Annotated in this window: 12 protein-coding genes, 1 pseudogene and 1 riboswitch; of the genes and pseudogenes, 12 read left to right on the top strand and 1 reads right to left on the bottom strand. The window is 39.9% G+C overall.

The features are described from left to right. Nucleotides 1–28 precede the first annotated feature (28 nt). From QT716_RS01385 to QT716_RS01405, 5 genes and pseudogenes are all read left to right on the top strand, one after another. Nucleotides 29–1,303 (top strand): nucleotide sugar dehydrogenase, encoded by a 1,275-nt coding sequence (locus QT716_RS01385; protein ID WP_317933902.1) that lies wholly within the window; start codon nucleotides 29–31, stop codon nucleotides 1,301–1,303. Nucleotides 1,304–1,520: 217 nt separating this feature from the next. Beyond that, nucleotides 1,521–2,933 (top strand): O-antigen ligase family protein, encoded by a 1,413-nt coding sequence (locus QT716_RS01390; RefSeq protein ID WP_317933904.1) that lies wholly within the window; start codon nucleotides 1,521–1,523, stop codon nucleotides 2,931–2,933. A gap of 394 nt (nucleotides 2,934–3,327) precedes the next feature. Further along, on the top strand, nucleotides 3,328–6,444 hold the full coding sequence (locus QT716_RS01395) for an S-layer homology domain-containing protein (protein ID WP_317933906.1): 3,117 nt from the start codon (nucleotides 3,328–3,330) through the stop codon (nucleotides 6,442–6,444). Nucleotides 6,445–7,349: 905 nt separating this feature from the next. Beyond that, nucleotides 7,350–8,999, top strand: coding sequence for a hypothetical protein (locus QT716_RS01400; RefSeq protein ID WP_317933908.1), 1,650 nt, complete (start codon nucleotides 7,350–7,352; stop codon nucleotides 8,997–8,999). Between the two features lie 226 nt (nucleotides 9,000–9,225). Continuing rightward, nucleotides 9,226–9,543 (top strand): annotated as a pseudogene (locus tag QT716_RS01405) (JAB domain-containing protein); the annotation flags it as partial. Nucleotides 9,544–10,336: 793 nt separating this feature from the next. On the opposite strand, the gene QT716_RS01410 reads toward QT716_RS01405, so the two are convergent. Further along, nucleotides 10,337–10,984 carry a response regulator transcription factor gene (locus tag QT716_RS01410; RefSeq protein ID WP_317933910.1) on the bottom strand — a complete coding sequence of 216 codons (648 nt, stop codon included), beginning with the start codon at nucleotides 10,982–10,984 and terminating at the stop codon, nucleotides 10,337–10,339. A 66-nt stretch (nucleotides 10,985–11,050) separates the two neighbouring features. Then, nucleotides 11,051–11,132, bottom strand: a riboswitch (cyclic di-GMP riboswitch). Nucleotides 11,133–11,299: 167 nt separating this feature from the next. Here QT716_RS01410 and QT716_RS01415 point away from each other — a divergent pair. From QT716_RS01415 to QT716_RS01445, 7 genes are all read left to right on the top strand, one after another. Further along, nucleotides 11,300–11,839: a hypothetical protein gene (locus QT716_RS01415; RefSeq protein WP_317933912.1), complete on the top strand. Its 540-nt coding sequence runs from the start codon at nucleotides 11,300–11,302 to the stop codon at nucleotides 11,837–11,839. 29 nt (nucleotides 11,840–11,868) lie between these two features. Continuing rightward, nucleotides 11,869–12,642 carry a hypothetical protein gene (locus tag QT716_RS01420; RefSeq protein WP_317933913.1) on the top strand — a complete coding sequence of 258 codons (774 nt, stop codon included), beginning with the start codon at nucleotides 11,869–11,871 and terminating at the stop codon, nucleotides 12,640–12,642. A 46-nt stretch (nucleotides 12,643–12,688) separates the two neighbouring features. Next, nucleotides 12,689–13,345: a hypothetical protein gene (locus QT716_RS01425; protein WP_317933914.1), complete on the top strand. Its 657-nt coding sequence runs from the start codon at nucleotides 12,689–12,691 to the stop codon at nucleotides 13,343–13,345. Nucleotides 13,346–13,822: 477 nt separating this feature from the next. Beyond that, nucleotides 13,823–14,302 carry a GNAT family N-acetyltransferase gene (locus QT716_RS01430; protein WP_317933915.1) on the top strand — a complete coding sequence of 160 codons (480 nt, stop codon included), beginning with the start codon at nucleotides 13,823–13,825 and terminating at the stop codon, nucleotides 14,300–14,302. Between the two features lie 143 nt (nucleotides 14,303–14,445). Then, complete coding sequence (locus tag QT716_RS01435) at nucleotides 14,446–17,490, top strand: hybrid sensor histidine kinase/response regulator (protein ID WP_317933917.1); 3,045 nt, start codon at nucleotides 14,446–14,448, stop codon at nucleotides 17,488–17,490. Between the two features lie 155 nt (nucleotides 17,491–17,645). Further along, on the top strand, nucleotides 17,646–18,260 hold the full coding sequence (locus QT716_RS01440; RefSeq protein ID WP_317933918.1) for a class D sortase: 615 nt from the start codon (nucleotides 17,646–17,648) through the stop codon (nucleotides 18,258–18,260). A 26-nt stretch (nucleotides 18,261–18,286) separates the two neighbouring features. Next, entirely contained in the window at nucleotides 18,287–23,878 is a 5,592-nt protein-coding gene (locus QT716_RS01445) for a SpaA isopeptide-forming pilin-related protein (protein ID WP_317933919.1), read from the top strand. The last annotated feature ends 117 nt before the right edge of the window (nucleotides 23,879–23,995 follow it).

Here is a 23,995-nt window from a genome sequence, read left to right on the forward strand (position 1 = left end):
TTATAATGAAGGAAAGAGGAAAAATCCAATGAAAAAAAGCATTTGTATCGTCGGACTTGGCTATATTGGACTCCCAACTGCAGTAATGTTTGCCAACCACGGTCACCAAGTACACGGCGTAGACGTTAATGAATCCGTTGTAACGAAGATCAGCAACAAAGAGTTACATATAGAAGAGAACGGCTTACAAGAATTTTTAAACGAAGCAATCGACAGCGGAATGCTGACAGTTTCGACATCACCAAAGAAAGCGGATGTCTTCATTCTTGCAGTCCCATCGCCAATTAAAGAAGACAAAACAGCGAACCTCGAATACATCCGTGCTGCAGCAAAATCTGTTGCACCATTTGTAGAAAAAGGAAACCTAGTTATTTTGGAATCAACGGTTCCACCGAAAACTGTACAAGACATCGTCATTCCTGAGCTTGTCCCAACTGGACTTGAAATCGGAACGGACATTTTGGTTTCACATTCACCGGAACGCGTGATTCCTGGTAAAGTATTCGAAGAGCTCGTGACGAACGACCGGATCATCGGCGGGGTAAACGAAGAATCAGCACGTGCAACGTCTGACTTATACCGTTCTTTCGTAAAAGGGCAACTTCACGAAACAGACGACACAACGGCAGAACTCGTCAAAGTTATGGAAAACACATATCGCGATGTCAACATTGCGTTTGCAAACGAACTAGCGCAAATCGCTGAAACCATCAACGTCGACATTTGGGAAGCGATCCGCCTTGCGAACTTCCACCCACGTGTCAACATTCACCAGCCAGGACCAGGAGTGGGCGGTCACTGTATCGCAGTCGACCCATGGTTCCTTGTTGAGCTCAACCCAGACATGGCGAAACTCATTCACCTATCACGCAAAACAAACGATGGAATGCCGGCTTATACTGCGCAGCTAACTGCAGACTTACTTGCAGCTGAAAATGTACAAGCACCGAAAGTGGCGGTTCTTGGTCTTGCGTTCAAAGGCAACATCGACGACATGCGCGAAAGTCCATCACTTGATGTAGTAGAACAAATGAAAGCAAAAGGCTTAAACGTCTTTGCATACGATCCACACATCAAAACGAACAACATTGCGGAACAAACACAGTCCTTGGATGAAGCACTAAAAGACGCATCCGCTATCGTAATCCTAACAAGCCACGACAGCTTCAAACAACTCGACCCAGCAACGGCTGTCGGACTTATGAAGGACAAGCTCCTCATAGACGCGAAAAACTGCATCGAGCGCACGAAGTGGGAAGATGCTGGCTTCAGAACTCACGTGCTTGGAAACTCGAAGAACTAATCATATTGCTAAAGCACGTTGATCTGCGCTATAGGTGGACGCTTTCCGAGGGGCTCGACTTCAGCCTCCTCGGCGCTTCGCTTCTGCGGGGTCTTCAGCCTTCGCTGATCCCTCCGGAGTCGCCACCTTCCGCTTCGATCAACTAAGAACATGCAATTATCTAATCCAATATAAAAAAGATAAAACAAAACCATAAACGAAAGAGGAACATGCCCCAATGGAACTTAACCGACACAACATCATGCTCGCGCTCGTCGCATTCGTCATGATCCAGCCGATCATCGACGTGCTCACAACAGCGTCGCTCTTGTTCATCGACCTTCCGTTGACGCTCGGCGTCATCATCCGTCTCTTGTATCTCGCCGCCATGGCTCTCTGGATCATCAATGCATCACGAAAGAGCAAACGGGCCAAACTGTACTTGCTCTATTTAGCAGGCCTCGCCATATTCGTGGTGATCAACTTCATCGTCGGCTATACAGTGAAAGAACCGTTTTACATCGTACAAGAGTTAACCTACTATACGAAAATCGTTTATTTCCATGTGTTACTCTTTGGATTCATTCTATTACTAGAATCGATGAAAAAAGAAGAAGGCTCGGACACAGCTCGACAGCTCGTCAACTACTTCTTAATTGCATCACTCACAATTAGTGTCGTCTTTATCATCGCGCATCTGACTGGAACGAGTCTTGCAAACTACGCTCGCTCTAAAGAAGGATGGACGGGTTGGTTCTATGCAGGAAACGAGATTGGTGCAAGCATGTCCATGCTTCTTCCAATTACAGCATTATTCGCAGTGTATAAAACGACAACTACTCGAAAACTATTACATTGGCTGCCGTTCGTTCTATTATCAGTAGCAATGCTAGGTCTTGGAACAAAGGTAGGGTATGGCGGAATATTAATCGTCTTACTCAGTATTTTCTTCGGAAGCTTAATATTATTGCTAACGACAAAAGAGTACCCAGCACGACAACGGGTCAAAGCGAATACGTTTGTTTCTCTAATTTTATTGATATTACTAGTTGTAGCGACACCGTTCACGCCAGTATTCGGCAATATGTATGCACATCTCGACATTCTTGGTATTTCACTAGAGAAACCACCTGTAGAAGTGGATCAAGACGGAAACGAAATTCCGCCTGAAGACGTGGAAGACGAAGAACCGTTGATCTCTAGCGAACAATTCGAGAATCTAGTATTCAGCAGCAGGGAAACATACAAAGCAGATTATGTTGAACAGTTTAAAGATGCACCAATCAGTCAAAAACTATTCGGTATGGGATTCGCAGGAAACTATGATGCACCCGCACCGCACAAGCCGTTAAAGATGATTGAAATGGACTTCCATGACTGGTTTTACTCGTTTGGAATACTTGGCTTCCTTTATATGGTGGCCCCAATTGTTTGGTTTGCAGGCAGATTCATTGTGAAACTAGTCATGAATTTAAAAGAGAACTTCAACTACTTCAGTATTTTGACAGGGATCTCATTCCTGATTGGAATAGGGATTAGTTACACAGCAGGACACGTCCTAACCGCACCTTCTGTTTCAGTTTGGTTAGCGTTCCTGCTAGCAACAGTTACAATAGTGTCGAGAGACGGCAAAATAACTCCAAAACTATAATTAATTTTAAAACAGCCTTGAATCGGTAACTTCCGAATCGAGGCTGTTTTTGTATTAAAGAACATAAGGTTAGAAGTAGCATCGGATCTTGTCATCATTACGTTTGTCAAAGTAATATATCGCAGCATTACAGAAATGTCCCGGAATGGCAATATAAGTCCCTGATTGTAATCGAATAGAAATGTTTAAACCTTCCACATATCGGTTGCAATCGATTTTTGGTTATGTATAATAGATTATGAGTTTAGATACTGCAATCTGACTGTAATTCTTGAAATCTTTTTGAAGATTTGTAGATTTATAGGCAGAGGGGTGGTATAGTTAAACTGTGCTTCACCGTCAATGGCAACATTGATGAAATTGGATTACCTAAAACAGGGAGGAATACTACACAATGGCTCAACAAAATTACAAAAAATTCGTAGCAACAGCTGCTACAGCAACTTTGGTTGCTTCTGCAATCGTACCAGTTGCATCTGCTAACGTTTCAACTGCTGCATTCACGGACGTGGGTTCATCTTACAAGGAAGCTGTAGACTTCTTAGTATCAAACAACATTTCTAAAGGATACTCAGAAACTCAGTATGGCGTTCAAATGCAAATCAAACGTGGCGACGCTGCAGTTATGATTGCAAACGCTGCTGGATTGAATGACAAAGACGCAGCTGCTTCAGGATTCTCTGATGTACCTACACGTGCTGCTTTGGCAGTCAACTCTTTGAAAGCTGCTGGTGTAGTTAACGGTAAAACTACTACTAAGTTTGGTTTTGAAGATAACCTAACTCGTGGAGAAGCAGCAATCATGCTTCAACGTGCATTCAAGCTAAAAGCTGGCGATGTTAAAAATGATTTCACTGACGTTAAAGACAGCTATGATGCTGCAGTTGACGCTTTAGTTGCTAACAAAGTAACTAAAGGTATCAATGATACACAGTTCGGTACTGCAAACAACATCAAGCGTGGAGACTTCGCGAAGTTCTTATTCGCTTTAAAAGATCAAATTATTGTTGGTGTTTCCGTTGAGGAAGTAACAGTTGTTAATGAAACAACTACAACAGTTAAGCTTAAAGACGCTAAAAAAGATTTAACAGCTGCAGACTTCAAAGTTCTAGTTAACGACGAAGCTGTAACTCCAGAAAAAGTGGAAAGCGACGCTAAAGGCGAAGTTTACACAATTACACACCCAAGCCTTAAAGGTTCAAAAGGAATTGTTTCTGTAAACGGTAAGCAAGCTGACTTCGACTTTGTTACTGGCGTTCAAATTGACACAGTAAAGGCGACTAACGCTAAAACTCTTACAGTAACATTCAATAAAGCGGTTGATACTGAAAAAGCTATGATAGAAGTTAAGCGTGGTTCTGTAAAGCCATCTATTAAAGAGATTAAGTTCTCTGAAGATAAAAAGTCTGCAACAGTTGAATTCAATACTGCGTTAGCAGCTGGAGACTATACTGCGACTGTAACTGGTCTATCTGATCAACCTCTTACAGGTACTACTAAAGTAGAAGCTGAGAAGCTTACAGAAATCAATTTCTTAAGTGACGTTGCAGTTAAATCTGGTAACAACATTAAAGTGAATGTGGAAGCAAAGAACCAGTATGGTGAAGTTGTGAATGGAAAATTACCAGCAGGTAACATTTCTGTTAGTGCTTCTAAAGGTACTACAGGTCACTCAATTGATAAAAATGGAGTTCTTACTGTAAATGGTAACGCTTCTAGCTTTAATGTTGACGATAAAGTAGTAGTAACTGTTGTAGATTCTACTACAGGTGTAACAGCTACAAAAACTCTTACAGTTGCTCAAGCAGCAGATGTAAATTCAATTGTATTAGGTGAAATCAAGACTGACGATGCAGAGTTAGCAAAAGAACCAGTAAACGTAACTAATATGGATACTGATTACGCAAAATACTATATTCCTGTAACAATTAAAGACCAGTATGGTAATACGCTAAAAGCAGCGGATTTAGTTGGTGTAAACGTATTATCTTCAAATGAAAACATCGTCAAATTCAACAAATTTGAGGAGTTAACAAATGGTCAAACTGTTATTAAGTTAGCACAACCTACAAGTGCAACAAATGGAACAGCAGTATTAACAGTTGTTTCTGCTGGTACAGGTAAAACAGCTAGTGTATCTGTAAAAGTAAATGAAGATTCTAAGACAGACGTTATTACTGTTTCTTCACCTGAATCTGCACTTAAAATTAGTCAAAAAACAGAGCTACCATTCTCTGCGGCTGATCAGTTTGGAAATGCCTTAGTATCATCTACTGACTTTGGTACAATTACTCAAACGAATGCAGGTAAATTAACTTTTGCTGATGGTTCTTCTATTACAGCAACAGGTGCTAATATCGAATCATCTATTGATTACGGTAACAAAAACAAAGTTAAGTTGCATGTAACTCCAACGGCTAAGAATATTGTGTTAACAGCTGTTTCAGCAACAGGTAAAGCACAAACACTTAGTTTAACTGCTGAAGCCGCACCTGAAGCCGCTACACTTGCTGGATTGTCTAAAGATCTTTACATGGCAATGCAAAAAGATGAAACTCAAGATGTTAACTTTACTGATGTAATTGTTAAGGATCAATATGGTGAAGATATTTCGTTACCAAATAACTATTCATTAACATTTACAGCTGTAGACGGTACTCTAGACACAGTTACTATCGCTAATCCTACAATCACTAATACTGGAACTACTAAGGCTGTAGTTACAGCAGCAGCTAAAGGTACTGAAGCGGTTGAAATCACTCTTAAAGATGATAATTCAGATGTTTTGGACACAGTAACTGTTAACTTAGAAACTGTTGAGTTAAAAGATATTTCTACATTTGGCTTGAAAGAAATCGGTAAATTATACTCAGGTTCAACATTTAAATACGGTAATTCTACTGCACAATATAATAATGCTTTAGAAATCTTCGGTAAAAAAGGATCTAAAGAAGTACTTGTGGACCAAGGTCTTCTAATTTCTTCAACAGCTACATCACCATTAGTAGTCGCTGCTAATAATATTGTTCAAGCTAGTAACCAAATTGCTACTAGCGGTGCTGATAAGAAGTCAACAGTAACAGGAGTAATTGCTGGAGCAGACGCACCACTTACAGTTACTCAAGAAGTAACATATAGCGACGCTAAAAGTGTTGTTTCGGACTTAATGGTTCGTAAAACTTCTGGTGCGAAAACTGCAATCACTAACGGTGCAGTTGTAGTAAGTGCTGCTGATCTTAATGTCGGTACTAAAGTTAACATTGGTACTAAAGCAACTAGTGCAAATACTGCTGGATTCCAGTTCTATGCTGAAGATCAGTATGGAGTAGTTCCTACAGAACTTTCTTATACAGTTACAAATGTTACTGCAGCTACTGCAACAGGTATTGCTGTAAGCAACACTGGTGCTATCTCTAAAACAGGTGGTACTTATGCTGCTGGAGATTCATTCACAGTTACTGCAATTGTTGATGGTGTTGTTAAATCAGTTAAAGTAATCGTTGGCGCTTAATAAAACTAAACGAAACGTTACTATATAAGCTAGTTCTCTAGTGAAATTAGTGGAATATGCCTCATGGTTGGTGCTTTAATTAGTAGTCGTCCATGAGGTTTTATTCTAACTGTTACTTTCCAATTATTCGGTGTAATTCCGATTCTTGCCAAACAGTCTTGATGCAAGTGCCTAATCCTCCTGGATCCAATGATGCGCTGAGTACCTACGTAAAAGGGATTAAGTCAGGTGAAGTCGTACTCGGTAGTACTGAGGCGGGGCTCCTTAAAAGACAACTAAGGTCAGGTAGACGAATCCATGTAGGCAGGGTGAGGTAGTGAATGCCGCGAAATTAAGCTAGCGCCTCGGCATTCATCCTTCCATATGAAATAATGGAATGGAGATCAGTGAAATTGACTGTTAACCTGTTCTTTCTCTCTCCTGGATAGTGGAGATCTAAGGTTGTCAAAACAAGGGATGGACGTAACGGAACGTTTGAAGTCTTAGTAGGCTAGGTGAATCAGCACCAGTGATCCTATTAAGATGGCAGCAGGTTCATAGTAGTGTTGATCGTTGGCCGTATGTACTTGTAGGGTAACCTATGAGGAGGATAAAACCAGCAGGAGCGAAGGAACCTAGTCAGTGGTATGTATTCGAAAAGCTTATTTCCCTAAAAATTAGGCTTTCCAATAGAATAGTAGGACCAATCACTTATATGTGATTGGTCTATCTATTTGCCAATTTAATGGGTATATTTTACTGGATTCAAAAGTACCTTTAAAATTCAAGGGAATTGGCAGGGAATGATTACTACTGTTGATGGCACGCCGTATGCGATGAAAGTCGCTTGTCCGGTGTAGGCCCTAATCGAAAGCTACAGGAATGTAGTATAAGAAGGGAATAGCTTAAATGCAACTGCTTTGAATGTGGCAGGAACATATTCAGGTAACTATGAAGTAACGAGTAATGCAACGTATGGTCCGGCAACATCCACAACTTTAAATGGTAATTTATATGTCAATTCAGATGCTACTTTAAAGAATCTAGTAGTAAACGGAACTGTTTATGTAAATCCAGGTCAAAATGGTACGGTTACATTAAATAATGTAGCTGCTACTAATATTGTAGTATTATCTGGGGCTACTAACAGTATTCATCTAAATAATGTTACTGCAGGTAACCTGACTGTGAAAAATGATAATAGTGTTCGTATCGAATCAAATTCTGGCACAGCAATTACAAACACAATCGTTCAATCGGGAGCTACTTTAGATGCAAACGGCGGTTCATTCGGTACGATTGAATTAACACCGACATCTTCAGCACCAATTGAGTTGAGAGGTAACCTAGCAGGAAGTGCAATCACTGTCACAAAGTCAAATGTTGTTCTTAAGGTTGCTGCTGGTGCAACGGTTGGAACTTTAAATATTGAAGCAGCTGCGACTGGTACGACAGTTGATAATGCAGGAACTATTAACGAGGTTATGGCAAATACAGATAACGTTGTAATTGAAGGGAATCAACCAGAAACAGTAACTCCTGGAGAGAATGTTGAATTGGCTGTATCAGTTGGTAGCGAAACTGAACTTAAGTCTGCACTAGAAAAAAATTATGCTGTTATTAATCTGAAAAATGGCTTCGAAGTGATTAGTCCGATTTTAGTTTCCAAAAAAGTTACTATTAATGGTGAAGGTAATATTATTACTAGATCAAATAGCTTCAAAGAAATTGTTCAAGGTAATGGACTTCCAAAGATTAATTCTGTAATTGTAGTGTCTCAAAATGGCGCTATTATCAATAATTTAGTTGTAGATTCTAATGGGAAAGAAGAAACAGGTTGGCAGGGGCTTTACGCATTGCAAGTGTACAATGCAAAGGACGTTCAACTAAATAAAGTTTTGCTTAAAAATGGAGATGGAGGATTAATTGTCAATGGCTCGACAGTAAAAGCTACTGACATTTCCACATCAGGAAATGAATATGGTGGTATTGAAGTCTCAAAAGGAGCAGAAGCTGGACTTTCCAATAGTGCTTTAACTATCACTGGTGAGTCTTCACATGAAGACGCTGAAGGAAAACCAGCAATTTGGGTGTATCCTGGACAAGGAACACTGAGTTCAGATTTATATGAAGTAACTGCTACAGAACAAGGTAATGCCAATAATCAAACGTATTATAACTTACGAACATCTTTAAGTGTATATGACTTCGAGATTGGTGAATTTAGTAGTGTTGTAGCTGGAACTCCTGTCGAGGTCCCAGTGACACTTAAGGCGACAGCAGTAAATAAATTGGGTTACGAATCTGTGATTGCTGAAGTATCAACAACTAAAAAGCCTGCAGATTCTTCTGTTAAATTCTATGCACTTGACTCTAATAACACACCAATTTTACAGACAGATAATGGTGTGTGGGGACCAAATGCCGGTTTCCTATTACCGAAAGATCACAATGCTACAACTCCTTTCAATGTAACATTTAGTAAGTCGGGTAACTATACCATTACTGTAAAGCTGAAGGATAAAGTTACTAATAAATACATTGCAGAGAAAACGGTAAATGTAACTGCTGAATAAATTTAGTAATTGGTGCTAGATTTAAACACAAGTTAGACCCTATGGCTAGTTTAATAAGTAAATGAAAAAAATAGTCCTTTAATCGAGCAATCGGTTAGAGGGCTTTTCTTTTAGCTTCGCAACCGTATCAACTAGCATTTCAAATAGATATTATAATCCTGAATACACGAAGCGTCCTCATCCACTCAACCGGATGAGGACGCTTTCTAATTGTGGAGGAGAAACCATGAAAGAAACTAACCAGTACACGAACACTCTACAGTCATCCGAAACATCACTCACACAGTCTACACAATCCAAGTCTCATCCAGCCAAGCGAGTTGACATTGTGTCCTTGCGAATGGTGAAAGAAACCAGCCTACTGTACAAGAACCGTTCCATCAAGAGTCCAGAAGATGGCTTCCACCTGTTCAAGCAGTTCCTAGGGGAACTCGACAGAGAATACTTTGTCGTCATGTGTCTCGATGTGAAGAACCAACCAACACACATCAATGTGTGTCATGTAGGCAGCCTGAATTCCAGCATCGTTCCTCCAAGAGAAGTGTAAGCGTCAAATAAGAGTTGCCCCATGTTAATGAGTAGCTTCATTACTACTCTTTTCCAACTTTTCCTTATTACCTTTTTGTTTCTGTTCGTTTTGGAATTCAATATATCGTTTAAGTGTGAGGCGATAATGAGAGTCATCAGGATACTCCCTATCAATAGATGCTATCAATGAAGAAGTAAGCTCTGTTTCTCCGTTATATGTGTAGTGCAAAATAGAAGTACAGAGTTGTGAAAAGGAAAAGTACATAACGTTGCAACTATGAATTAATAAAAAAAGGCTTGCCAGCCTTCCAAATGTTTATGGCACACTAGAAATGTAGGGAACGGCAGCTAATTTATGTATAAAAAAAGGCCACTTGCCAACATCTAAATAACTATCTATCCTCTTGTATGGACACAACTTTTACAGGAGGTAGTTAAGGAGATGCTAGCAATGTGTATTAGGAGGACTTTCTTTATTCTGCTTATCTTGAAATTCAGAAGTATCTTCACGACGTAATGTGAGTAAGGATTCAATCGTCCTTCACCCAAGAAATTGATTGAGGTTTTTATGTCTGTGCTACGACCTGTCGGATTTTGTTAAAACGACTTTCAGAATGGTTATTGTACGTTTGTGAAATCGTTTTGATTCTTGGTTATTAGTGGGAATGGCAGGAGAACACCATAATGCCACAGGTGAAGATAATGGGTGTCTAATGTGCGACGCATAATTCGGACATCTTGAAGAGTGAATAATTAGGTCTTTCAACCAACATCTTCTTATTATTGAAAAGATCAGACTTGCAATGTTTTTACACACTCACTTCATAGCAAGCGATACCTCTTGCATTCGCATACAGTGCTGCATGCGTACGATCAGCGAGTTCCAGCTTTGCCAGCACTTGACTGACGTGTTTTTTTACTGTGTATTCCGTTACAAACAGTGATTCTGCGATTTGACGATTAGAAAGCCCATGGCCGAGTGCTTGAAGTACTTCCAACTCTTTTTCTGTTAGCTGGTGATAAGGATCAGATTTTGAACGGCCATCTAGGGATGTTTCTAAAAAGCTTTCTAATATGTGCGAATCATAATAGCGTCTTCCAAGATCCAGTAGCTTCAATGCGTGTATAAATTCTTCTTGAATGGCAGTACTTGCAATAAGTCCTTCTATATGAAGTGCTTTAACTTGTGAGAATTCCTGTTTGGTAACATGTTCTGCTAATAACAACGCTTTCCCTGCGTATCCTTCTTTTCTCGCTTCTTTGATCAGTTCCAGACCACTTGTTGTGCCAAACCTCCAGTTAGTAATAAGCAAATCGGGTGAATGCTGTTTAATGGATTGGATAGCTTGTCCCTTTGATCCGACTTCCCCGATAATATTGAATTCAGGTTCAGCGGATACTATGGAGCATAGTCCTCTTTGCACAAATGGCCTGTGATCTGCAATCAATATCCTCATATTCCACCTCGTTCTGTTTAGTTTTAATCCATAAAAAAGACCTGAAGATATACGGAGGTCTCCGTGATCTCAGGTCGGTTGCACCAATAACTCCATACATTCCAGGTGCCCAAATACAGAATGTATATCTACGTTTTCCTTCTTATATCTTTCCTTCTACCGTAATTATACATTTTGGGGTCAGTATATTCTGTCATATTGTGTATTGAAATTTATCTAGTTTTGTCTAACGGTCTTGGTATTCCCAATTTTAAGACATTTAGGTAGCCAATGGTGGAACTTGAAGTAGACTAATGTTTTAAAAAGAGTAGCCCAATGAGGGAGGATACAGTGACAAAAGATACCTATACTGAAGGTAGTTCCACAGACGCAACAAAACGAAAACAAATAAGGGGGAAGAAACAAACCTATTTGCATGTAGTGAGGTGTGAAATGAAAAAGAAGCTGGTCGCAATCATAATGATCTTTTTACTAGTAGCAAGTTCATCAGTGAGTGCGAAAGAAGAAAGTCATTTTTTAAAAGATTGGTATGAAAAAGCATTTAAACCACTAAGTGAAGAGGTAGGTGCAAAAACTGGTGAGGGCCTAGTGCTTACTATCAGGACTTCTAGAATCATCGGACAGCAAACTAAGTCTGCCTTCAGTATTGCCATGCTTGAATTCGGTGATGCCGAAACCAAAGAAGTGGTTCTAGGGATTGGTGAATATAGAAGGCAAATGCAAAGTGAGCTCACGACTACATCTGATGAATTGAAGAAACAAAATTTCGAAAGCTATAAAGCACAATTATCCATCGAGCAAACGGTAGCTGAAGACGTGGATACACTCTTAGCGGACGTACTAGGACAAGAATAACAACTAAAATTAGAAAAGAGGAATTTATTATGTTGAAAACAATGAAAAGTAAAGTAATCGCAGGAGCAGTTACGGTAGGACTTCTATCAGGTGGAGGTGTAGTACTCGGTGCTACTGATGCTGGTGCTCAACTAAAAGATTGGTACGATGCGAAGTTCTCAGCGGCAAGCAGTAATGTGGTAACTGATTCTTATAACTATGCGAACTCAAAAGTCCCAGGTCTTGCTGCAGAATACCAAGGAATTAAAGATACTACTTCTAGTAAACTTAAAGCAAAGGGTGAATTTGATACTGGCGTGACAAACGCAGCAATTGATAAGCAAAGTAAGGAATATATCGACAAAATTAATGCTCAAAAAGCACACATTGAATCGTACTTATCAAGTCAATTCGATGGCTTGTCTTCAGCCGCAAAAGGTCTTATCGATCAGTCAGGAAAAGATGCTCTGAATTTTGCTAATAGCGATTTAGCAAGTCATGCTAATGCAGAAGGCCAAAAAGCAATTGCAGATGTCAATTTGAAAGTAAAAGAAGCTACTGCAGAAGCGGCAAGACAATTGCAAGCAACAATTGATGGTGCTAAATCATCGTTGCAAAGTCAATTAAATACTGAACAAGCTGCTACAACTGCTGAAATCAAAACTATGATTGACACAGAAATTGCTAGATTGCGTACGGTTATTACTTCCACTAATAATCAACTGATTAAAAAGCAAGAAGGGATGATTTCATTTGCGGCGAAAGGGTTATTATTGGCCGGCCAAGCTGAATTAGACAGCATTGTAAATAACATGAATAAATAAGTTGTGAACAACGTTAGGAATTGGCATCTTAGAAAGGATGAAACCAATGTGGAAAAAAGGCGGGGTATTCCGCAAAGCAATGATCATTCTGTTTCTTTGTCTGATTGGGCTGACAGCAGGAGGCGGACTCAATAAAGCATTTGCAGACCAGGATATCCAAAGCCGACTGACCGATTGGTTTGACAATAGAAAGAATGAGTCAATCAGTGAAATGGACAGAGCGATAACTTTAGAAAAAAACAGGTTGATGGATCAGCTCCGTATTGAACTTCAACTTGAAATGAAAAGAGCGCAAGTCCAACTGGCCCAGCACACTGCGAATGTTACTGCTGAGCAAATCAGTGAGCTCCAGAAGTACGCCGCTGAACTATCAGCGGGAATAAACGTAAGTACGGATGCTGAGAAAAAAGAAGTCTCTGCCAATATATCTACTGCGTTGGAAGAAGCCAAATTATTACTACAGAAATCGGCAGTTGCGCCTAATCTTCCTGAAGTACCTAAGGTAGAAAAGGTACCTGAAGCGGGGCAAGACAAGGCGACTCAAGAGTCTTCGAGTAGTAAACCGGCTGAAACACCAAAATCAGAATCTAGTCTCCCACCGTCAGACTCGACTGATGTGATTGAAGAGCCAGTTACACCTCCTGTGATTTCATCTGAAGTGTCTAAGACGACAGAAGCTTCTTCTGATGACGTCGAGGAGTAATAAACTCTGTGCACCGCCCAGTTTATACGCTATTCAAACAACTTGATAAGATGAGTGAATTGGTAAGTCCTTTGACCGAGCAATCGGTTGGAGGACTTTTCTTTATTCTATTTATCTTGAATTTCAGAAGCTCTTTTAACGACTTAATGTGTGTGAAGAATAGATTGTCTTTCTCCCGAGAAATCAATCGGGGATTTTATGCTAATAATTGGTGCCTGTGCAAAATAAAACTGAGAAGCTCTACAATTCGCTTATTTCATTCCCGTGAAAGAAAGTGGTAGCGCAGTCAGATCGCGCGGTATTTCATATACTTACAGTACGCATGTCTTGGCCCTCAAAACGCTAACTTGCGAATAGTTTACTAACAGTACTGAAAATCCGCTATACTAATGGAAGAAGTAAGAATAGCAGTTCATCGTGTCGAAATGATGTTGTCATCACAATTCATTCACCGTACACGAACAGGAGGTAACAAACATGCAAATCCGTGAAATTGAGGAACCGGACAATCGTGCAATGGAGTCGATTATTAAAAAGTCACTGGAATCTGTCGGCCTAGACATACCCGGCACAGCCTACTTTGACCCTCAGCTTGGGGAGCTAGCTCACTATTATCAGCAACAGGATCACGCTCAATATTGGGTTTTATTAGACGAGCAAGAAGCAGTAGTAGGCGGCATAGGTATTGGTCCTTATGATGAAGAGAATGGAATCTGTGAGTTGCAAAAGCTGTATATTGCCTTTGAAGCACAAGGGAAAGGCTATTCGAAAGAGCTTATGAAAACGGCGCTAAATTTCGCAGGGCGACATTATTCTGCTTGTTATTTAGAGACTTCAACGAAACTTGCAACTGCCAATCTCTTATATAGTAAGTTTGGCTTTCGATTACTCGATGAGCCGCTGGATGGATCGGAGCATGGTGCGATGGATGCTTGGTATTTGAAAGACTTGAGTTGAAGTAAAGGGATATCTAATTTGTCCGATTCGAAGCTATTTACCAAGCAACTTTTCTCAAGTACTCTATAAAGGCAATGAGTACGAACAAAATACCACCTAGTGACATAAAAAGGATTGAAAATGCGATGGCTGAGAGCGAAAAGATGAGTGTTAAGAAAATAGTCTTACTTATTGGCTTATTTGTCGTTGTGCTTACAAGTTTCCGATTGCTTTGGATCCAGCATCATCAGCTGCCTGATCATCCGCATGCTGAGCGAGGTGTAGTGGACTTAAGTGATTGGAAGTTTGAGGGGCAGCGACCGATTACGTTAGATGGGGAATGGGAATTTTTTCCCCATGAGTTCATAACCTCTTCATCTAAAGAGATTGAATCAAATACATACATAACTGTCCCTGGTGATTGGAAAAAACAGCTAAACAGTAAAGATTCTAAAGCTGCATATGGATATGGTACATACCGGTTGAAAATCCGACTTCCTGACACAAAAGAGGAACTGTTTGGGATTCAAATGAAGCAAGCGACATCCGCATCACAGATCTTTATTGATGGAGAGTTGATAAGCGGTCAGAATCATGTTGTGAAGTCGAATAGCAATGCATCAGCGGAAAGAGGGCCATACAAGGCTTTATTTCATAATGAAGCAGACGAAATCGAATTGGTTGTTCATGTCTCGAATTATGATCTTCCTTTCTTTGGAGGGATTATGGATAGCGTTAAGATAGGGACTGCTGCCTCTGTCATCAAAGAACATCATACTTCAACCACTCTTCAGCTCATTGTAGCCATCATGTTTCTGCTCCACAGCCTATATGCCATCTTCATTTACTTCGCCGGTAAATTGAAACATCAGAAAGAAGTCCTATATTTTGGATTTCTTCTATTGTTAAGTGGAATCTCTAATTTAATTGATGATGATGTCGTTTTACAACTGCCTCTATCAATTGAATGGAGCAATAAGTTGTTATTGTTAATTTTGATTAGTGTCCTGTTGGTCATGGTGAAGTTTGTGAAACATCTCTATCATTTGGAAAAAAAGTCTGATCAATATATCTCGATTTTGTATGGATTGTTATTAGCGGCTATGATTTTAACGCCATTTCACTATTACTTTTATTTAATTATTGGACTTGCATTATTTTATGGAGCAGGAAACTATTATTTATTCAAGCATACGATTCATGCAGTTAGAGCAGGTAATCCGAGTTTCTTATTCATATTGTTGTTCATAACCAGCTACACATCAAATATTATTTGGGGATTCGGCATTAAATTTGGATTTTCAGATATACCCTATTATCCATTTGATTTTGTTGTTATGGTACTAGCGATCGCGCTTCTTCTCTTAAATCGTCATATTCATGTAGTGAAGCTGAATGAATACCAAACCAAAGAGTTATTACGAGCGGATCAGCAAAAAGATGATTTTCTTACGAATACTTCCCATGAGTTACGGAATCCGCTTCACGGGATTATTAACATAACTCATACTGTGCTAACGGATAAGAATGAAAGGCTATCTCCAAAAAACAGAGACAACTTGGAGTTGCTATTGCGAATTGGTAAGCAGCTGACGTTTACGTTGAATGACTTGATAGACAGTACGAGACTTTCGGATAATAGTGTTCAACTGAACAAAGAAGCTGTTAATATCCATAATGTCGTGTCGGCCACGGTGGATATGGTTGGTTTCTTGAAAAATGGTAAGCCAATTACGCTGCAATCGAAAATCCCGGAATCATTCCCAGAAGTGAATGCCGATGAAAACCGGGTCATTCAAATTCTATTCAATCTGTTACAAAATGCAGTGAAATTCACAGACGCAGGAACCATTACGGTGTGTGCCACTCATAATGAAAAGGAAGCCACTATTTCTGTCCAGGATACTGGAAAAGGAATGAGTAATGAATTTCAGAAAACCATTTTCAAACGATATATACAGAAAGAGAGCGGTGCTACTTCTTCTGGTGGGGTTGGAATCGGGCTCACCATTTGTAAACAGTTAGTGGAATTGCAAGGAGGAACAATTTCTGTTGAATCGAGCCTTGAGAATGGAGCAACTTTTAGCTTTACACTGCCACTAACAAAAAGTGAAGAACGTCCTTGTATACCTAGTAAAGCAGTTCAAGTCTTGAAGTCAACCGAATATTTGGATCCATATCCAATCCTGGAAGACTCCAATGTTGTAAAACCTCATATTCTAGTAGTGGATGATGTTTGGGTTAACTTGCAGGTGTTGAAAAGTTTACTACAAGAAAACTACACCGTGTCCGTTGCATCGAGCGGTAAGCAGGCATTGGAGTTGATGGAAGACCATGGGTTTGACTTAATGATTATCGATGTCATGATGCCCAACATGTCCGGCTATGAATTGACTCGGATTGTCAGAGAGCGCTTCTCTATTTCTGAACTGCCGATTGTTCTTTTGACCGCACGCAGCAAGCCGGAGGATATCATCACCGGTTTCCTTTCGGGAGCGAATGACTACGTAGCGAAACCGATGGATGCATTATCACTACAAGCGCGAGTTCGCGCGTTAACGAATCTGCGTCTAGCCGTAAAAGAACAGAACCGGATGGAAGCGGCGTGGTTACAAGCTCAAATCAAACCGCACTTTTTGTTCAATACGTTAAATACCATTGCATCGTTAGGCGAAGTCGATCCGGAGAGAATGGTTAAGCTGCTCAACGAATTCGGAAATTATTTACGCAAGAGCTTTTCTGTACAAAATACACAAGATCTTATCCCGCTGTCGAATGAACTTGAGCTGATCAAGTCTTATTTGTATATTGAACAAGTACGGTTTGGAGACCGTCTCCAAATAGAATGGAATATTGATTCGCTTGATAATCATCAAATTCCTCCGTTGTCGATTCAAACTATTGTCGAAAACGCCGTTGCGCACGGAGTGATGAAGCAAATCAGCGGGGGAACAATCTTAATCAGTATTGCCAATTTAGAGCATCAGTTTGAAGTGATGATTAAAGACGATGGAATTGGAATGAATGCCGACCAATTGAATAATTTGGGGAAAGAAACTTCGTCAGGCGAACAAGGAATAGGATTGAAGAATACAAATCGGCGATTGAAAAAACTGTTTGGTACTAAACTAGAAATAACAAGTGCAGAAGGTAAAGGAACGACGGTGAAGTTCAGAGTTCCTTACAAAAGCAGCAGAAATATAGAGTAGTAAAAATGATTTGGAAATCTATTTACATTGGAAGAACTCCTTTTTAGGGGTTCTTTTTTATTTGTTTAAGAATAGGTTAAGAATCTAGTAAGAAGACTGTAAGCTGCGGACAATATAATTATGAAGTGATGAGTCAGTTAAAGAATTGGGGGAGGATGCGTATTCGAAAACTTTTCGGTGCGTTGCTTTTGATGGTCGGAATTGGGATTTTGTTCTTACCTTTTATGGAAAAAAGAGCATATGAGAAAAGCCAGGACGAAATTCTTAAAGCATTTGAGAAACTCGGGAGTTTTGATGCAAGTGCGCAAACTCTAGAACTGCCAAGTAGTGAGGAACACAAAAATGGTGATGACTCTTCAGTAGAGTTACTGGATGGCGTGAGAGGATTACTGCAGATTGACAAAATCGATCTAGAGATGGCGATATTTGACGGGGTCTCAGCAAATGCCCTGCAAAAAGGAATCGGTATGATTGAGCCTAATAAACAATTTGACGCAAACAATATCGGACTAGCCGGCCACCGTGCAGTTGCACATGGTAAACAGTTCAACCGATTGGATGAGCTGAAGCTGGGCGATGAAATGTCAGTTGTAACGCAAGAAGGTACATTTCACTACGTCATTACAGATTCATATGTCGTTCATCAGTCAGAAGTATCTGTCCTCGATGAAGGAGACAATCCAAGACTAACACTCGTTACATGCACGCCAGTCGGCAGTCTTCATCCGCCAAATCGACTGATTGTACAGGGAGAACTGAAAGACAAATAAGTGAACACATATCTAGGGGGAAGAGCATGAAGAAGTTCAGTATCTTTGCACTAATGTTGTTGTTAGTGGGTCAAACAATTTTTGGTCCATTGCTAACAATTCAAGCAAGTGCTGCAGGGATTTCACAATTTACATTTGCTGAAAAGAAGTCGACCGTTGCCGGTGGAGAGCTTTCAGCAGAATCTGAAATCAGTTTAGAGTATCAATGGAATTTAAGTGAAGAGCTTGAACAAGATAGCAAGTTTTCACTGCCATTCCCAAGTGGACTTACAGCAGTTAATGCAACGGGAACAGTTCAAGCAAATGGAGCAGTCATCGCCTATTCAATTTCAAACGGCATGATAAGTGCATCAATCACAAAGGAAGCTCCAACAGGTACAGGGAGTTTCAAGATTGCTGCGAAACTAGCGACTGGCGCTACAGGATTTACATTTGCAGGGCAGACTGCAAATGTACCTGTAATAGCAGAAGAACCTGTAATTGGAAAAGTTGTGGAAAAAGCTGATGATACCGAGAAAGAATCTATCGGTTCTGATTCAACAGAGAAATCCGATGACCATTTAGTGAAGGATCAAAGTCTATCGAATGATAAAGAAAATGAATCTGATTCAACTATCAATGACGAAACTGGTCAAGCAGATAGTGACAATGGAGAAAGCTTAGAAGCAGATTCCGATAGTACTCTTGAAAAACCTGGGATTGAAGAAGATGAAGAGGAGCCAACAGATTCTAAGGAAAACGAAATTGAATCTAACCCAGAAGAAGAGCTGAGTAACGAAGATGATGAGGCGAAAGAAGAAGTTGAAGGAACTCCAGTAGAAATTAAAGAAAATATTTTAACGGGTGTTGAACTTTACTATAAGAATAAAAACGATGGCGAAAAAGTTGAATCTGTAGATAAAGACACGGTTATTGGACTTAAATACACATGGGCATTAAAAGATAAACATGGATACCCAGCAGGTTCTACGTATTCATTCCAGTTGCCACCTGAGTTGAAAATTTTCAACACAGTAAATAAGGAAAAGATGATGTTTAATAACGAAGTAATAGGCTACTTTTCAGTCGATATGAATGGGAGAGCAACTATAGAATTCACAAATATGATCAATGAGTATTCTAATGTGAATGGTTTTGTTGAAGTCCAAACTGAATTGCGCCAAGATACCATTATTACAGACGGAGAAGTTGTCATTACACCAATTGCTGGCGGACACACCGTAACGATACCTGTGAACTTTAATCCAGGCGGACCAGTAATTGAAAAGAGTGGGAAACCAAACAGAGCATATAACGGGGAAACCATCACATGGACAGTAGATGTGAATAAATCGTTAGAGTCACTTAAGAATGCAAACGTACTGGATCCTGACCAAGCAGGACAAGAATTTGTAGCAGGCTCATTAAAAGTTTATAACTTGAATGTGAAAATGAATGGTCATTTTTCAGTTGGCTCGGAAGTAAATCCATCGGGTGTGAATTTCCCATTACACCTCGGAGACATTAAGTCAGCTTATCGAATCGTGTACGAAACAAAAATTACGGATGCAGAAGCGACTAAGTTTACCAACATAGCTACATTGGAAGCTGACGGTAAAGAAAAGGTCAGCGCGACTGCTGAAACAAGCATTCAGCGTGGTAAGCCATTAGAGAAAAAAGCATCGAAGTACAATAAAGCAGAGCAGTCGATTGAATGGGAAGTTCGTTATAACTACAATGAAAAGAAAATTAGTCAAAGTAACGCAGTGCTGAATGATTTATTTACAAATAATCATAAGTTAATCCAAGGATCATTTGTCGTGAAAGAAATTACGATTAATCCGGAAACTGGAGCGGAGTCTAGATCTGCTAATTTCACGAACTATGGTGTGACAGATACTTCAACTGCAGACAAAAACGGATTTACGTTTAGTTTTAATCAAGATATTGAAAAAGCTTATAAAATCACATATAAGACAAAAGCTGCAGATCGGATTTACGATAATACAGAAGTGAAAAATGAAGTGGCTTCAGGAACCTATCATTCCGGAGCTATAGGTCAACAAGTGGGTCCGCAAATTTTGTTTAAAAGTCATGGAACACCAGACTACAAAACAAAAGAGATTGGGTGGACAATCCGCGCAAACAGTGATCAGCATACGATGAAAGATGTAATGATTACAGATACGTTTACAAACGCGGGTCTAACATTTAAAGAGGATTCACTTGTAATAACTGAAGGCGGTTCTAAGGTTGATAAAGCAGACTACACAGTTACGAAGAATGGAACGAATGGATTCACAGTCAATTTCAAAAAACCGATTGAAAAAGAACTTGTCATTATGTATAAGACTGGCTTTGACTACGAAACTAGAACTGACAAAAGTAAGACGTATCTTGAAAACCATGCAAATATGAAATGGAAAGATACAAGTGGAGGAGATCGGGAGCTCGATGCTAAAGCATCATTTACTCCGGATAAATACACTCAATCCAACGGGTTTAAAAATGGCTCTTATAACGCCGTGAAAAAAGAAATTACTTGGGAAGTAGGTATTAACTACAATCTCCAAACGTTAGACAAAGCAGTCGTTGAAGATACTTTTGATGGAAACCAAAAGTTACTGAAGGACACATTGAAAGTATATAAAATGTCTCTTACCGGCGGAAGCAACGGTGTAGAAGTAGGAAAAGCAGTTGAAGGAAAAGATTACGAGATTACCGACATCGCGGATAATCAGTTTAAAGTAGTATTCAAACAACCTATTAGTGAGCCGTACAAGATTGTATACAATACTTCCGTTGAAGACGTAGATCTTGTTGCAAAAACGTATAAAAATACGGCGACATTGTTCAATGACGGGACGAAACAAACCGAATTGAATGCCACGGTCACTACACCGTATGGCGGTAATTACACAAACAAAACTGGAAAACAAAATGGCATGGTAATTGATTGGGATATTGCGGTTAACTTCGCAGAATCACATGTAAAAAATGCTGAAGTCTTTGATGAGCCAGATACCAATCAAGTGATTTTACAAGATACACTGAAAGTATACAAAGCGAAAGTTGTAGGAAATGAAAAAGTAGAGCAAGGGGCTCTTCTCAATGAAGGTTCAGATTACACGGTTAGTTTTACTGAAAACCCTGATACATTCACGCTTAAATTTACTAACCCAGTCAATGAACCTTATGTTCTTAAATACCAAACTCGTATTATTGCAAAAGTAGGTACGGAAATTAAAAACAAAGTATCATTTACTGGTGATAATGTCGTTGAAAAAGAAGGTTCAAGCAACAGTGTTAAAGTAGCACTGACAACTGGAATGGGTGGCGGTACAGGGGAACTTGGCAGTTTGACTGTAGTGAAACAAGACGCCAAAACAGGAGGGTTGCTGCCAGGCGCTGCTTTTTCGTTAGTAGATCTTACGAGCGGTGCAACACTTGCTACCGCTGTAACTGGAGAAGATGGGAAAGTATTCTTTGATAGACTTCTTTACGGGACATACAAGTTGAAAGAGGTAAAGGCTCCTGAAAGATATGTCGGTGTTGCAGACCAAGAGGTGACAATCGACACGCCTTACGAGAAAGATCATGCCGATAAAAAAGGCAATACAATTACGGTCAAAAACAAAAAGATCCATCAATCCTTTGAGTTAACGAAAGTGGATGCGCAAGACAACAGTGTCGTTTTAGAAGGAGTAGTTTTCAAACTTCAAAAAAAGAATGGCAATCTTTATGAAGATGTAGAAAAATACAACACCTTGACAACGAACAAAGATGGCATAATCCTAGTGGAAGACTTAGAACCGGGAGAATATCAGTTAATCGAGATCACTACATTGGATTCTCACTGGCTAGATCAGACACCACAGACATTTAAAATCACTAAAAATCAGACAGAAGTTACGAAGAGAACTATGAAAAATGACAGAATTGGAAACATCACGATTCAAAAAGTGGATGCAGCCGATGATAAGAAAGTACTAGAAGGTGCAGAATTTGTTCTGTTTGATACAAATGGTGTTCAAATGGGTAAAACGGTCACATCGAATAAAGATGGTCTAGTCGTGTTCACAGGAATTAAATACGGAACCTATACGTTAAAAGAGTTAACAGCACCAAATGGTTACGTGGCTGACCCTATAAATAAAACAGTAGTAATCAACGACAAGTCAAAAGAAGCAGCTCCAATTGTTGTGACGAACGAAGAAATCAATCAAGCGGTCAAATTAATTAAAGTCGACAGCAAAGATAGCAGCAAAACATTAGAAGGCGCTGAATTCGTTTTATATGACGAATTAGGCAAGGTCGTTACAGACGCTGACGGCAATGAAATACGAAGAACAACAAACGCTCAAGGTGAACTGACAGTCAATAACTTAGCGCCTGGAAATTATTATTTCCTTGAAACTAAAGCACCAGAACATTACTTGTTAGAAGAAGATGAAGAGAAGCGTAAAACTGAGATCTTCACAATTACTAAAAACCAAACAGTATTTACACCAATATCCGCAAAGAACCAACGGGGGATTGGAAGCCTCATTATCAAGAAAATTGATGCAGATACTGATGAATTGCTTGATGGTGTCGAATTCGAATTGCGTAATAGTGCTGGCGGTATAGTTGCAGGAACGACGTCTGCTACAGAAAACGGTATGTTGGAGTACAAAGAGCTGCCATATGATACGTATACACTTAAGGAAACAAAGCCTAAAAAGGGGTACGCGGATCATGTGAAGGAATACACATTTGTTGTTAATGACACGGAAAAGAATGAGATTGTTCTTGAAAAAACGATTGAAAATAAGAAACTCACTCATTCAGTGAAACTGACAAAGTATAACGCGAGCAAATCACTCAAACTTGCAGGGGCTGTCTTCCAATTAAGAAAGATGGACAGCAGTTTAGCAATTGGTTATCAAGTGGTAGAAAATATTGATCCCGAAAAGCTAAAAACGGATAGTAATGGGGAAATCTATTTGGATAATCTTGAAGTCGGGGAGTATCAGTTTGTCGAGACCAACGCGCCTTCAGGTTATTATTTAGACAAAACGCCAATTCCGTTTGAGATTACTGCACAACAGACAGAAACGATAACTGTTGAAATGATAAACAAACGTATTTATTATCCACCAAGCCCAGTAGATCCAGTGAAGCCAACAAATCCGCCGACGGACCCGGGAAAGCCAGTAGAGCCAGAGAAACCAACAGATCCACCGACGGACCCGGAAAAGCCAGTGGATCCAGAGAAACCAACGGATCCGCCGACGGACCCGGAAAAGCCAGTAGAGCCAGAGAAACCAACAGATCCGCCGACGGACCCGGAAAAGCCAGTAAATCCAGAGAAACCAACGAATCCACCGACGGACCCGGAAAAGCCAGTAGATCCGGGAAAACCAACGGATACAGATAAACTAAGTCTGCCAGGAAAACCTGGTCAACCAGGTAAGCCGGGAACACCAGGTAAGCCAGGTCAATCAGGTTCATCGAGTTATTCAGGATCTTCATTCAACGGTGAAAAACTTCCTCAAACAGGGGAAGCTTATCCAGTGGGGACGATTGCTGGAGGTATTGCATTCATTCTCCTTGGCGGATGGCTATTGCTTGCTCGTCGCAAAAGAGAGATGAATTAAATTAAGAACTGAACGAGAAAAGACCAGCCAGATAATTGGCTGGTCTTTTGCTATAACTGAAGGCGATAGGGTGAATTGTTAGTGGAGTGTAAGAATAGGTTAAGCATTCATTAAGAA

The organism is Sporosarcina aquimarina, assembly GCF_033253705.1.
In the GTDB taxonomy this organism is placed as follows: domain Bacteria; phylum Bacillota; class Bacilli; order Bacillales_A; family Planococcaceae; genus Sporosarcina; species Sporosarcina aquimarina.

Bases quoted from the DNA above. Each gene is read 5' to 3' on its own strand.
- QT716_RS01385 (WP_317933902.1), top strand. From the start codon at position 29: ATGAAAAAAAGCATTTGTATCGTCGGACTTGGCTATATTGGACTCCCA.
- QT716_RS01390 (WP_317933904.1), top strand. From the start codon at position 1,521: ATGGAACTTAACCGACACAACATCATGCTCGCGCTCGTCGCATTCGTC.
- QT716_RS01395 (WP_317933906.1), top strand. From the start codon at position 3,328: ATGGCTCAACAAAATTACAAAAAATTCGTAGCAACAGCTGCTACAGCA.
- QT716_RS01410 (WP_317933910.1), bottom strand. From the start codon at position 10,984: ATGAGGATATTGATTGCAGATCACAGGCCATTTGTGCAAAGAGGACTA.
- QT716_RS01415 (WP_317933912.1), top strand. From the start codon at position 11,300: ATGAGGGAGGATACAGTGACAAAAGATACCTATACTGAAGGTAGTTCC.
- QT716_RS01420 (WP_317933913.1), top strand. From the start codon at position 11,869: ATGTTGAAAACAATGAAAAGTAAAGTAATCGCAGGAGCAGTTACGGTA.
- QT716_RS01425 (WP_317933914.1), top strand. From the start codon at position 12,689: ATGTGGAAAAAAGGCGGGGTATTCCGCAAAGCAATGATCATTCTGTTT.
- QT716_RS01430 (WP_317933915.1), top strand. From the start codon at position 13,823: ATGCAAATCCGTGAAATTGAGGAACCGGACAATCGTGCAATGGAGTCG.
- QT716_RS01435 (WP_317933917.1), top strand. From the start codon at position 14,446: ATGAGTGTTAAGAAAATAGTCTTACTTATTGGCTTATTTGTCGTTGTG.
- QT716_RS01440 (WP_317933918.1), top strand. From the start codon at position 17,646: ATGCGTATTCGAAAACTTTTCGGTGCGTTGCTTTTGATGGTCGGAATT.
- QT716_RS01445 (WP_317933919.1), top strand. From the start codon at position 18,287: ATGAAGAAGTTCAGTATCTTTGCACTAATGTTGTTGTTAGTGGGTCAA.